This is a genomic window from Saprospira sp. CCB-QB6 (assembly GCF_028464065.1).
In the GTDB taxonomy this organism is placed as follows: domain Bacteria; phylum Bacteroidota; class Bacteroidia; order Chitinophagales; family Saprospiraceae; genus Saprospira.
On sequence record NZ_CP116808.1, the window covers coordinates 3,825,573 to 3,837,481 of the forward strand.

General features: G+C 43.8%; 12 protein-coding genes. 7 read left to right on the forward strand and 5 right to left on the reverse strand.

Translation table 11 applies throughout. The features are described from left to right. Nucleotides 1-159: 159 nt before the first annotated feature. Nucleotides 160-852, forward strand: a complete 693-nt coding sequence (locus tag PPO43_RS14650) for a DUF2461 domain-containing protein (RefSeq protein ID WP_272619112.1) — start codon at nt 160-162, stop codon at nt 850-852. Here the strand turns inward: PPO43_RS14650 and PPO43_RS14655 are convergent, their stop codons facing one another. From PPO43_RS14655 to dapB, 3 genes are read right to left on the reverse strand one after another with little or no spacing between them, the layout of a single operon-like run. Then, nucleotides 853-1,782, reverse strand: coding sequence for an ion channel (locus PPO43_RS14655; protein ID WP_272619114.1), 930 nt, complete (start codon nt 1,780-1,782; stop codon nt 853-855). It abuts the gene before it with no gap. A 6-nt stretch (nt 1,783-1,788) separates the two neighbouring features. Then, nucleotides 1,789-3,033: a DEAD/DEAH box helicase gene (locus PPO43_RS14660; protein WP_272619116.1), complete on the reverse strand. Its 1,245-nt coding sequence runs from the start codon at nt 3,031-3,033 to the stop codon at nt 1,789-1,791. Continuing rightward, nucleotides 3,034-3,762 (reverse strand): 4-hydroxy-tetrahydrodipicolinate reductase, encoded by a 729-nt coding sequence (gene dapB, locus PPO43_RS14665; RefSeq protein ID WP_272619118.1) that lies wholly within the window; start codon nt 3,760-3,762, stop codon nt 3,034-3,036. Nucleotides 3,763-4,127: 365 nt separating this feature from the next. Between dapB and PPO43_RS14670 the strand changes: the two genes are divergently transcribed. After that, the gene (locus PPO43_RS14670; RefSeq protein ID WP_272619120.1) at nt 4,128-4,871 is read left to right on the forward strand and encodes a lysophospholipid acyltransferase family protein; all 744 of its coding nucleotides are present in this window, start codon (nt 4,128-4,130) and stop codon (nt 4,869-4,871) included. On the opposite strand, the gene PPO43_RS14675 is transcribed toward PPO43_RS14670, so the two are convergent. Then, nucleotides 4,868-5,365 carry a GbsR/MarR family transcriptional regulator gene (locus PPO43_RS14675; RefSeq protein ID WP_272619122.1) on the reverse strand — a complete coding sequence of 166 codons (498 nt, stop codon included), beginning with the start codon at nt 5,363-5,365 and terminating at the stop codon, nt 4,868-4,870. The two genes, PPO43_RS14670 and PPO43_RS14675, sit on opposite strands and share 4 nt — an antisense overlap. Before the next feature lie 169 nt (nt 5,366-5,534). Continuing rightward, nucleotides 5,535-6,560 carry an NAD-dependent epimerase/dehydratase family protein gene (locus PPO43_RS14680; RefSeq protein WP_272619124.1) on the reverse strand — a complete coding sequence of 342 codons (1,026 nt, stop codon included), beginning with the start codon at nt 6,558-6,560 and terminating at the stop codon, nt 5,535-5,537. 381 nt (nt 6,561-6,941) lie between these two features. Between PPO43_RS14680 and PPO43_RS14685 the strand changes: the two genes are divergently transcribed. From PPO43_RS14685 to PPO43_RS14705, 5 genes are all read left to right on the forward strand, one after another. Beyond that, on the forward strand, nt 6,942-7,817 hold the full coding sequence (locus PPO43_RS14685) for a YicC/YloC family endoribonuclease (protein ID WP_272619126.1): 876 nt from the start codon (nt 6,942-6,944) through the stop codon (nt 7,815-7,817). 90 nt (nt 7,818-7,907) lie between these two features. Continuing rightward, a complete protein-coding gene (gene gmk, locus PPO43_RS14690) occupies nt 7,908-8,528 on the forward strand; it encodes a guanylate kinase (protein WP_015694187.1) in 621 nt (206 codons plus the stop codon). After that, nucleotides 8,506-8,895: a Co2+/Mg2+ efflux protein ApaG gene (gene apaG, locus PPO43_RS14695; RefSeq protein WP_272619131.1), complete on the forward strand. Its 390-nt coding sequence runs from the start codon at nt 8,506-8,508 to the stop codon at nt 8,893-8,895. Before gmk ends, apaG begins: the two co-directional genes overlap by 23 nt. 131 nt (nt 8,896-9,026) lie before the next feature. Then, nucleotides 9,027-9,494: an EF-hand domain-containing protein gene (locus tag PPO43_RS14700; protein ID WP_272619132.1), complete on the forward strand. Its 468-nt coding sequence runs from the start codon at nt 9,027-9,029 to the stop codon at nt 9,492-9,494. A 163-nt stretch (nt 9,495-9,657) separates the two neighbouring features. Then, nucleotides 9,658-11,877: a TonB-dependent receptor gene (locus PPO43_RS14705; RefSeq protein WP_272619134.1), complete on the forward strand. Its 2,220-nt coding sequence runs from the start codon at nt 9,658-9,660 to the stop codon at nt 11,875-11,877. The last annotated feature ends 32 nt before the right edge of the window (nt 11,878-11,909 follow it).

An 11,909-nucleotide genomic window follows, 5' to 3' on the forward strand; every position in this document is an offset into this window, starting at 1 on the left:
GCTGCGGAGCGGGTGGCCGAAGGCCAGACCGAGCAAAAATGCTGCGCATTTTTGCGAAGGGCCGAGCGAATAGCGAGCCCCGCAGCATAGCGGCGGCCGCCCCAATATAAAGGGCGGCCGCGGGCCCCAATATTATAGAAAGATAAAAAAGAATTGAAGATGCAATATTTTGATGCGGATTTCCTCGGTTTTTTTCGAGAGTTGGCCGCCAACAACGAAAGAGAATGGTTTAAGGCGCGCAAAAAGCGCTATGAGGAGTCGGTCAAGCAGCCTTTTGAGCGTTTGATTGAGGATTTGGGCCAGGAAATGCAGCGGATAGAGCCGGGCATTGATTTGCGTTTGCCCAAAGAATTGATCTTTCGGATTTATAAGGACAGTCGATTTTCCAAGGATAAAAGTCCGTATAAGCTGCATGCTTCGGCTATTTTATCATCTAAAGGGCGAAAAGCGATTGATTGGCCCGCCTATTATTTGCAAATTGGTCCAGCGGGAATTTGGGTAGGCGGTGGTGCCTATCGTTTATCGCCGGCTCAAGTTTTGGCTGTTCGGGAAGCTATTTTGGACCAAAGAGAAAGTTTTGAGCATTTATTGGCCCAGCCTGCTTTTGAGCAGTATTATCCAGCGGGTTTGCAGGGTGAAAAACATAAGCGCATCCCCAAGGAATTTCGGGCTTTGGGCGAGGAATTGCCGATGATTTACCAAAAGCAATATTATTTTATGCGCACCTATGAGGAGGAGGACAAAATGGATGAAATTCTGCAAAGCAAAGAGCTTTTGCCTTGGCTGCTAGAACATTTTGAGGCGGCGATGGGGATTAACCGCTTTTTGCGAGAGGCTTTGGCGGGAGAGTAGTTAGTTGCTACTCAGATACTCAAAATCAGATATTTTACTCAGTTCGAGTAGCGTTCGGCCATTTCGACCAGCTTGAAACATAGAAACGAAGCGGGCATTCCAAATAATTTCCTCACTATTATAAGAGTGGTAAGACCGAAGTTGGATGCCATGGCTATCGTCATGGGCCTGAAAAATGACAATAAGTTCTAGTTTTTGGCGAGAACAACTGCTTTTTCCCAAATTTTGAATAGGTGAATCCTCATTGAGTGGATGCACTACGGTCCAATTGAGGGGCATAATGCGCAATTGTTCTCGCTCTAGACTAAGCGGCGAAAACTTTCGACTCAATTGCCCCAATTCATTCTCTTCCAACCAACTGGCCACCAAAGAAATTTGAGCCTCGGCCAATACTTTTTGTCGGGCATTGGCTATACGAAACATCAGGGCTTTTCCATCTTGATAAGGCGCAATCAAGATGTTTTTGCTATAACGCAATTTTAAATTGGGCTTAGAAAAACGGGCAAAAAGCAGCCCCGTAGCCAAGGCAAAACTCAACAAACCCACAAAGGCACCCGCAGCAGCAATGCAATTGGCCGCAAATCCTTCTGGACTCACACTGCCATAACCTACGGTGGTCAGGGTTTGCACACTAAAAAAAAAGGCCTGCCAAAAATGCGAAAGCTCGGGATTTCCCGTACTCAATTGCTCAATGCCTACGGCTAAATACAAAAGCGCAAAAAGTGTATTGATGAGCAAATAAAAAGTAGTGAGGACCAAAAAGAAGCTCCACCAAGATAGGTCAACTAACCACTGATAGGACTGAAAACGCTCCAAAAAAGCATTATCTCGATAGATGTTGAACTGCCCATTGGGCAAAATTAAACGATCCTGATCCCCTCGAATGGCGGTGCCAAACCCCAAATCCTGAAAGCGCCTCTTTTTGGCCATCTTTTTTTATTTCTTCCGTTTTTTACGTCGATTTTTTCTGCTGTCTTCGGCTTCTTGGATTTCTCGCATTACATCTTTAAACGAATAATTTTGCGAATCACTGAGGTCGATGGTGGCTTCGTAATCCTCTACCGGAATATCCAGCAATTTGATTTTTTGGCCCATATAGTCCTCAATTTTCTCCAACATTTCTTCTTCTCTAGGCGCACAAAAAGAAATGGCTTTCCCTCTTTTTCGACCTCGTCCCGTTCGCCCCACTCGATGCACATAGTTTTCTGCCTGATCGGGCAAATCGTAATTGATGACCAAATGCACATTGGGAATATCAATGCCTCGAGCACTCACATCGGTGGCAATGAGCAAACGAACTTCGCCTTCAGCAAAGGCTTTGAGCGCAGCAGTTCGTTCTTGCTGTTCTTTGTCGCCATGCAGACTTCTAGCCTCAATATTTACTTTTTGCATGGCCGCCAACAGCCGTTCTGCCCGCACACGGGTGCGCACAAAGGCCAAAATCTTCTGATTGGGACTTTCTTTATACAAACGCTCCAAGAAAAAGCGTTTATCTTCCATTTCTACAAAGCAAAGGGAGTGGTCAATATTTTTATTGACGGGATCTTTGGGCGAAATCTGAATCCGAATGGGATTAGAAACCAGCGAATAGGCCAGTTTCTTAATTTTTTGGTCAATGGTAGCTGAAAAAAACAGGGTTTGTCGCTTTTGGGGCAGCCGCTGCAAAAGGTCCTGAATATCTTCATAAAAACCAAATTGCAACATTCTATCGGCCTCATCCAAAACCAAGGTCTTTACAGCCTGCAAACGCAATGCGCCCTGAGCTTGTAAGTCGAACAAACGACCAGGCGTAGCGACCAAAATATCAATTCCGCTGGCCAATTTGGCCAATTGCTTATCCTGCTTGCTCCCCCCATAAATAGCCAGGGTTTCAATCCAACTTCCACGAGTTAAATTATGAATAAAGGCCTCAATTTGTTGAGCCAATTCATGCGTAGGCACCATGACTACTACTTTGGGCGCCCGTCCTTTGCTTTGATCCCTTCCCGCTAGCAGTTGCTGCGCCAAAGGAATGGCAAAGGCGGCTGTTTTCCCCGTTCCAGTTTGGGCCACGGCCAAAACATCCTGCCCTTTCAAAATGGGCTCAATCGCTTTATACTGAATATCGGTGGGCCGCTTAAATTCTAGGGCGGCCAGACGCTCCTTTAAGATTTGCTCAAAGGGATAACGACTAAATTTCATTTATTGCTCTTTTAAAAGGTCTTTCATTCCAAATACACCCTTTTTTCCCGCCAACCATTCGGCTGCTTTGAGGGCGCCCGCCGCAAAACCAATGCGGCCTTTTGCACGATGTGTAATAATAATTTCATCTTCCGAAGATGCATATTTCAGGCTGTGCGTGCCTGGAACTCCCGCTTCTCTTAGCGCAAAAATGGGAAAATGATTTTCTTTTTGGCTGCCTTCCAAATTGGGAAATTCGGCCAAATACCAATCTTCAAAGCGTTGGTTATGGGCCAAAACGCCCTGAGCCAAAGAAATAGCGGTCCCTGAAGGAGCATCTTTTTTCTCCAAATGATGAATTTCCTCCATTTCCAATCGGTATTGCGGCTGCCCCGCCATCAATTCGGCCAAACGCTCATTGAGGGCAAAAAATAAATTGACGCCAATGCTAAAGTTAGAGGCATAAAAGAAGGCCCCCTTTTTTTCTTCGCAGGCAGCAGCCATTTGGTCCCAATCGGCTAACCAGGCGGTAGTGCCCGACACAACGGGAATTCCCCGCTCAAAGCAAGCCAAATAATTGTTCAAGGCGGCATCGGGTTGAGTAAATTCAATGGCCACATCTGCTTCCTGCTCAAAATTATCCCAATCGCTAGCTTGGTTAATTTTTCCGACCACTTTATGTCCAGCAGCCTGCGCCATTTTATCTAGGGTTTGCCCCATTTTTCCATATCCGATGAGTAGAATTTTCATTTTTTCTGTTTTTATTTTTTTTGGGGCCTCAGCTGCGGCTTCGCCTTGCTGCGGGCTGTTTCGCGGCTCGCAGGTCTGCTCGGCCCTGCAGTTTTTTCGCTGCGCTCAAAAACTTGGGTCTGCGGCTGCGCCGCCCCGCTGTCCATCCCTAGGCCTGCGGGCGCTTCGCGCCCTCGTGGACCGAAATAGTTTAGACTTTTCGAGAATTTTTTTCATTTCGCCCCAAAGATACGCAAGTCTATAAGAACTCATTTAAAAAAGGCAGTCTTATAGACTTGTTTTTTTAAGTTTTCCCTAAGCGTTCTTTTTCTATAACTTGTTTATCTTGCCCAAAATTTATTCAACTAACCAACTTGCTAAAGTTTATGCTTCGCCTCCTCCGCAATATCTTTTGTTTTTGGCTGCTGCTGATGTTTTTATTCACTGGCGCTTTGGTCTTCCCTTTCTTTTGGCTCAGTTTCAAGTTGCTCAAAGGGCAGCGCGAGGCTTGGACCACTCTTTATATTACCAAGTTTTGGGGCTTTTTGTTGGGCCTTTTGGCGGGACATTGGATTCGGATTCGAGGTAAGGAAAAAATTGACCCCAACGAACGCTATGTGATGGTAAGCAATCACTTATCTATGATGGATATTCCCGTTTGTGCGGCCGCCGCTCCCATGCCCTTTTCTTATTTGGCCAAATGGGGCGTGCGAAAAATTCCCGTGGTGGGTTTTGTCTCGCACTACCGAGACGTTTTTGTCGATCGCCGCAGCCCCGAAAGCCGCAAAGCGAGTATGCTCAAATTGCAAAAGTATTTGGAGGAGCAGCGTTCAATCCACTTATTTATAGAAGGTACCCGAAATGTTTCTGATGAACCGCTGCAAGATTTTCACAATGGCGCTTTCAATTTAGCGGTAGACAGCCAACAACCCATTGCAGTGCTGACCATCATCAATACCGATAAAATTCTAAGCTCTAAACATAAATTTCAGGCAGGACCTGGCCTTTGCTGGGGCATTTGGTCCGATCCCATTCCAACTCAAGGAAAAACCCGAGCCGATATTCCCTCTCTAAAAGAAGAGGTACGCCAAAAAATGTTGGCCACACTAAAAGAATTTGGTCGGGCCTAAATCATCTTGAGCAAAACGCTCATCAGCCAGTCGCTATCGGCATCCACCAATCTTTCGAGCAAACCATCAGCTTTTTTAGAAAAAAGCTCAATAGATTGAATGACAGCTACGAAGTCCTGTTTTTCTTTGCTGTCGCCCTCAATATCTTGCACATCTTCTAGCACTTTGAGAGCAGGTTCTAGCTCTTTTTTCTTGCGGTGAATAATAATTTGCCGCACCACTTTCCACATATCTTTTTCGGCCACAAAATATTCTCTTCTTTCGCCTGCCTTGAGGCGTTTATAGACCAACCCCCAATCAATTAGGGCGCGGAGATTCATGTTTGAGCTACCTCTAGAAATTTGGAGCTCGGCCATCACATCATCGGCAGAAAGGGGATCTTCAGCCACCAACAAAAGGGCATGTACTTGGGCCATACTTCTGTTGATTCCCCAATTGGAGCCAAATCCGCCCCAGGCTTCAATAAATTTTTCTTTTGCTTCTTGCAGTTGCATAGTTGTTCTTGTTTCTGAGCAGTTTTTTCTTTTTGGGGGCCTCAGCTGCGGCTTCGCCTTGCTGCGCTATGTTTCGGGGCTCGCAGTTCTGCTCGGCCCTGCGTTTTTTTTCGCTGCGCTCAAAAAAACTGGGTCTGGCCTTCGGCCACCCCTGCACAGCGCTAGGCCTTTAGGGGGCCAGCAAACCAAAAGCTTGTTCTCCGCTCTCGGCCAATTTATACAATTTGGCGCTATCTTGCATACAAACGGACAAGGGACGAAAATCTTTGCCCAAAAAATCAATTACTTTTTGGTTGTCGTATTCGTATTTGCTATTCATATTTCGAGCAATTTCTTCCGTAATTAATGGTGGAAGTCCTCTAATCCAACTCCGCAGTTTTTCAATTCGCCAGAGTAATTCTACTCCCCAAGCGGGAAGTTTTCTTTTGGGTGGTTTTTTGCCCAAGGCGGTCGCCATTTCGGTGAACAGTGTTTGATAGCTGCAATTTGTCCCGTTTAAGATAAAGCGTTGTCCTTGCGCCTGAGGATTTTGCAAAAGGGCCAAGGAAAACTCGGCCACATCGCGTACATCGACAAAACCCGTAGCGCCAGCAGGGTAAAAAGAAAGTCCATTGGCCACTTGCTGAAACATTTGGGCAGTGCCTTTGGCCCAATAACCAGCACCCATAATGACAGCGGGATTGACAATGCAGGCGGGCAAACCTTCTTGAATGCCTCGCCAGACTTCGCATTCTGCCTTAAATTTACTAATGGCGTAATTAGAGTTGTATTTACTGTTTTCCCATTGCGATTGTTCATCAATGCGCAATTTTTTTTCGTCTCGGCCCAAAGCGGCAATGCTACTTACAAAAAGAGATTCAGAAATATTGGCGCTTAGGGCTGCATTGACCAAATAGTTTGTGCTATCGGCATTGAAGCGAATCATTTTTTCGGCCTCTTTGGGTTGAAAAGAGACTAAAGCAGCGGCATGAATCAAACTGTCTACGCCTTCTAGGCAAGACTCTACAAAAGAGAGGTCCAATAAATCGCCTTCTCGCCATTCAATTTTTTGGGCCATATCGCCTAAAAGATCGAGCGGGCTATTGGGGCGTTTGCTGGCTCGAATGCGGTAGCCGGCCTTTAAAGCTTCTCGGACCAAATAGGCTCCTAAAAAGCCTGTGGCCCCAGTAATAAAGAGTAGTTTTTTATTGTCCATGCGAAAGAGAAAAAAATTCTGAGCGTTCTAAAATAAATAGCGACTGGCTATACTGCCAAGCGCCATTTGGCCTAGCGATGTGGAGCAGTGGCCGCAGGCCAGACCGAGCCGCTTTCAGCGGCGCAGGGCCGAGCAGAACTGCGAGCCCCGAAACATAGCGCAGCAAGGCGAAGCCGCAGCTGAGGCCCCCAAAAATCAGCGAGCAGCACAGCGACAACAAGGTCATTAGACCGCGGTTCGACGACCAAAGGGAGTAACGCCCCCCAAAAAAATAAAAACAGTTTGTGCCAAGATAAAGCTTTTGGGCAAAAAAAAGGCGGCTAGCTTGGGAAGACAGGGGAATAATGCGACCTTTGGGCCCTTAACCAACATCATTTGGAGATGCTATACTCAATGACTGGCTACGGACGTGGCCAAAAACAAGGAAACAAAGGCCATTATTTAGTGGAAATTCGGGCAGTAAATAGCAAAGGTTGTGATTTGCGTTTGCGTTTGCCTTTGCAGTTTCAGGCCAAAGAAATGGAGTTGCGCCGTTTGTTGCAGCAGCGTTTGGGCCGAGGAAAAATTGATTTTAGTTTGCAATTGAGTCAGGCCGAAAAAAGTGATTACCGCATTGATGAGGGCGCTTTTTTGGCTTATGCGAAGCAATTGAAAGCTTTGGGGGCAGAATTGGAAGTGCCGGCAGGTGATTTATTATATACGGTAAGTCGTTTGCCCGCTGTGGTGGTGCAAAATGACGATAGTTTATCGGAAGAAAGTTGGGCAGAATTATTGGCTGCGGTAGATTTGGCCATTGCTCAATTTGATAGTTTTCGGGCCGAGGAAGGTTTGGCCATGCAAAAAGATTTGTTGGGTCGAGTAGAAGAAATTGAGGCGCTTTTGCAAGAATTGCCTAGGCATGAAGAAGAGCGTTTGCAAAATGTGCGAGAGCGTTTGCAAAACAATTTGGAAAGCATTTCTTTGAAAAAAGAATTGGATGAGAACCGCTTTGAGCAAGAGTTGTTGTATTATTTAGATAAGCTCGACATTTCGGAAGAAAAAGTGCGTTTGGCTCAGCATTGCCAGTACTTTAAAGAGGTACTTTTGGCCAAGCAGCCTGCGCAAAAGGGGAAAAAACTCAACTTTATCAACCAAGAGATGGGCCGAGAAATCAATACTTTGGGTTCAAAAGCCAATCATGCGCCGATTCAGCGACTCGTCATTCAAATGAAAGAGGAAGCCGACAAAATCAAGGAGCAACTGGCTAATGTGCTCTAAAAATCGGCCTATTTTCCTTATCTTCGTGGCCTATTTCAAAATGGAAGCGTTTTATAAAAAAGCACTTTCTCACAGAATATCGCAGAATACATGCAGCAAGAAGCCAAACTGATCATTTTTACGGCCCCTTCTGGAGCGGGGAAAACCACTATTGTCAAACATTTGCTCAAAACGCGCAAAGATTTGGCCTTTTCGATTTCGGCCTGTACACGTAGCCAACGCTATGGAGAGGTAAACGGAATGGATTACTACTTTTTGTCTTTACAAGACTTTAAGCGTCGGATTGAGGCCGATGAGTTTGTAGAATGGGAAGAAGTTTATGACAATCAGTTTTATGGTACTCTCAAAGAGGAAGTAGAGCGTTTGTTGGCTTTGGGCAAAAGTGTGCTTTTTGATATTGATGTGAAAGGCGCAGTGAATATTCAGAAACATTATCCAGAGCGCTCGCTCTCTATTTTTGTCAAGCCGCCTTCTGCAGATACGCTTTTTGCGCGTTTGCGCGGAAGAAAAACGGAAGATGAAGAAAGTTTGCGCAAGCGCATTGCTCGGGCTAGCGATGAATTGACTTATGAGTGTAAATTTGACTACACTTTGGTCAATGATAATTTGGAAGTGGCCTTGGCGGAAGCCGAAAAAGTGGTAGAAGCTTTTATTTCGGAAGGAAATTCAGGTTTAGAAAAATTAAAGCATGGAAACGGCCATCACGCATAATATAAAGGTATCTGTAGAAGCGGTTTATCAGCCCGATTATTCTCGGCCCTTGCGTTCAGAATTTGTTTTTGCTTATCAAATTCGCATTGACAATTTAGGGCAGCGGCCTTTGCAATTGCTAAGTCGATATTGGCTGATCTGGGATTCTAATGGCAGCCAAAGAGAGGTAGAAGGCGAAGGCGTAGTGGGGCAACAACCTGTTTTGGAAGCTGGCGATTTTCATGAATATGTTTCCGCCTGTCCTTTGCATAGCGATATTGGTTATATGCAAGGCTATTATTTGATGCGTTATTTGGATGGGGCAGAAGAGGAAGTGAAGGTAATTGTGCCTCGCTTTCGGATGCAGACACCATTTAAAAATAATTAGAAGAAAAGCGATTCGAGAGAGTCGCTTTTTTTTTTTGAGTCTATAAAAAAAACACACTAGACTTTAAACCCCTTTAAATAGCCTGCGTCTGAGCTTCAAATTTTTAACCCCACACACAAAAAAGAAGTTTTATGAAAAATCTACTGATGTTTATAGGATTCGGATTGATTGCGTTGAACTGTAATGCACAAGACCAAAAAAGAGAGCGCCCAGCAAAAGGCGATATGTTTGAGCAGATGGATGCCAATCAAGATGGCCAGATTTCGGAAGCGGAAGCCAAAGGTCCACTAAAAGAAAATTTTGCTACAATCGATAGCAACAATGATGGCTTTATTAGCCAAGAAGAGCTGAAGAATGCACCAAAACCAGAACGCAAAAAAGGTGGAAAAGGACAAAAAGGAGAAGCTGGCAAAGGCAATATGTTTGAGAAAATGGATGCCGATCAAGATGGCCAAATTTCAGAAGCAGAAGCCAAAGGTCCACTAAAAGAAAACTTTGCTACAATTGATAGCAATAATGATGGTTTTATCAGCGAAGAAGAAATGAAAAATGCGCCTAAACCTGAAAGAGGGCAAGGTCGCCAACGTAAAGCAAACTAAAGGGATTTTGTTTTCTGTTTAGATCGAGAGGAGCTTCGGCTCCTCTTTTTTTTGTCCATTTTTTAAAAACTTATTAAGAAAACAACATTCAAAAAGCTTCTTGAAATTGCTTATCTATGCGCTAATAAGGAAATAACTTTTGCATAAATAAAAAAACGATTTCATGAAACCCCTTTTTTTTATACTTGCTGTCTTAGGATGTCCACTAGCTTTGTTGGCGCAAAATTTCTCTGGAAAACTAATCGACCAAGAGGGAAGTCCCATCGCAGAAGCCACTATTCTCCACCGAGGGAGTAAAGCGCATACCCATAGCGATCAGCAAGGAGAATATCAGTTAGAAAAAGTGAGTATTGGCGATACGCTAGAGTTTCGACATTTATTATATCGCCCCAGTTTGCTTTTGGTCCAACAAACAGATAGTTTAGTATTGACTCGTTTGTTCGATATTTCTATGCAAATGGAAGAAGTCTTGATCCATAACAAAATCAATAGCTTACAATTAATTGCCGATCTCGATTTAGCGTTGCAGCCCGTTAACTCCTCTCAAGAATTGCTGCAAAAAGTTCCCGGCCTTTTTATTGGCCAACACGCAGGCGGAGGAAAAGCAGAACAAATATTTTTGCGTGGTTTTGATATTGATCACGGAACGGATTTGAGTATTACTGTCGATGATATGCCCGTCAATATGGTTTCTCATGCGCATGGTCAAGGCTATTCGGATTTACATTTTTTGATTCCCGAAACGGTAGAACAAATACAGTTTGAGAAGGGCAGTTATACGAGCCAAAAAGGAAATTTTGCTACCGCAGGCTTTGTCAATTTTAAAACAAAAAGCCATTTGGACCAAAATCTCATCAAATTAGAATTGGGACAATATAATAGCGGTCGAGTTTTGGGCCTCTTCAATTTATTAGAAGATGAAAAACAATCCGCTTATATCGCTACGGAATATCAAGCAACTGATGGCGTTTTTGAAAGTCCTCAACATTTTAATCGACTCAATCTCTTTGGAAAATATACTTTAAATAGCTCGCCCAATAATCAATTTAGTCTTAGCGCCGCTCATTTTCAAAGTAGTTGGGACGCCTCTGGCCAAATTCCCCTGCGAGCCGTAAATCAAGGACTAATTAGCCGCTTTGGAGCAATTGACGATACCGAAGGCGGCCAAACAAGCCGTACCAATATTCGCTTGGTCCACAAAAAAATTATTGATGCCAACTCCTTAATTAAAAGTAGCTTATATTGGAGCAAGTACGATTTTGAACTCTATTCTAATTTTACCTTCTTTTTAGAAGATAGTATCAATGGCGATCAAATTAAACAGCAGGAAGATCGCAACCTCTTTGGTTTGAATACAGAATATCAACGCTTTTTCCATTTTCATCAGGTAGAAGGACAATTTGTTGCTGGACTGCAATTGCGAGCCGATCAAGTGAAAAATAATGAGTTGTCGCATACACTTAACCGAAGAACAACGCTCGAACAAATTCAACTTGGCGATATAGAAGAAAAAAATGCCGCTATTTATTTAGGTGCAAATTTAAATGTCGGCAAATGGTTGCTACAACCCAGTTTGCGACTCGATTATTTTGATTTTGCTTACATCAATCATTTGAGCACGCAATACGATCATCAATCTACCAAAAAAAATATTTTGAGTTCAAAACTCAATATTGCCTACCAATCTTCCAATCGCCTACAATTTTATCTCAAAGGAGGAAAAGGATTTCATAGCAACGACAGCCGTTTAGTCTTGGCGCAGGATGTTAAAGAAATTTTGCCCGCTACTTATGGCTTCGATTTGGGAACTAGTTGGAAAATTACACCCAAAATGTTCATCAATCTTGCTTATTGGTATTTATATATGGAGCAAGAGTTTGTTTATGTTGGCGATGCCGGCATTGTAGAAGCCAGTGGCCGCAGCCAACGGCAGGGAATTGACTTGAGTTATCGCTATCAACCCATTTCTTCACTCTTTTTTAATTTGGATGCAAATTATACCTATGCCCGAGCAACAGAAGAAGAAAAAGGCCAAGATTTTATTCCCCTAGCGCCAGATTTTACTTTGCGTGCAGGCTTGAGCTACAAACATCCCAAAGGTTTCTACGGCAGTTTTAATCTGCGTCATATCAATGACCGCCCTGCCAATGAAGATAAATCTATTCTTGCCGAAGGCTACACCCTTGTCGACGCAAACATAGGGTGGAGCTACCCAAAATTTGATTTCGCTTTGCAAGTTCAAAATTTATTCAATACCGAATGGAAAGAAACGCAATTTGCTACTACATCGCGTTTGGCCCAAGAAAATAGTCCAGTAGAAGAAATCCATTTTATTCCAGGTAGTCCTTTTTTCCTAAAATTTGTGATGCAATATAAATTTTAGGGGCGTTATGGCTTTTAGCCGTCGAACTACTG

Coding starts and splice junctions, on each gene's coding strand:
- PPO43_RS14650 (WP_272619112.1), top strand. CDS start 160: ATGCAATATTTTGATGCGGATTTCCTCGGTTTTTTTCGAGAGTTGGCC.
- PPO43_RS14655 (WP_272619114.1), bottom strand. CDS start 1,782: ATGGCCAAAAAGAGGCGCTTTCAGGATTTGGGGTTTGGCACCGCCATT.
- PPO43_RS14660 (WP_272619116.1), bottom strand. CDS start 3,033: ATGAAATTTAGTCGTTATCCCTTTGAGCAAATCTTAAAGGAGCGTCTG.
- dapB (WP_272619118.1), bottom strand. CDS start 3,762: ATGAAAATTCTACTCATCGGATATGGAAAAATGGGGCAAACCCTAGAT.
- PPO43_RS14670 (WP_272619120.1), top strand. CDS start 4,128: ATGCTTCGCCTCCTCCGCAATATCTTTTGTTTTTGGCTGCTGCTGATG.
- PPO43_RS14675 (WP_272619122.1), bottom strand. CDS start 5,365: ATGCAACTGCAAGAAGCAAAAGAAAAATTTATTGAAGCCTGGGGCGGA.
- PPO43_RS14680 (WP_272619124.1), bottom strand. CDS start 6,560: ATGGACAATAAAAAACTACTCTTTATTACTGGGGCCACAGGCTTTTTA.
- PPO43_RS14685 (WP_272619126.1), top strand. CDS start 6,942: ATGCTATACTCAATGACTGGCTACGGACGTGGCCAAAAACAAGGAAAC.
- gmk (WP_015694187.1), top strand. CDS start 7,908: ATGCAGCAAGAAGCCAAACTGATCATTTTTACGGCCCCTTCTGGAGCG.
- apaG (WP_272619131.1), top strand. CDS start 8,506: ATGGAAACGGCCATCACGCATAATATAAAGGTATCTGTAGAAGCGGTT.
- PPO43_RS14700 (WP_272619132.1), top strand. CDS start 9,027: ATGAAAAATCTACTGATGTTTATAGGATTCGGATTGATTGCGTTGAAC.
- PPO43_RS14705 (WP_272619134.1), top strand. CDS start 9,658: ATGAAACCCCTTTTTTTTATACTTGCTGTCTTAGGATGTCCACTAGCT.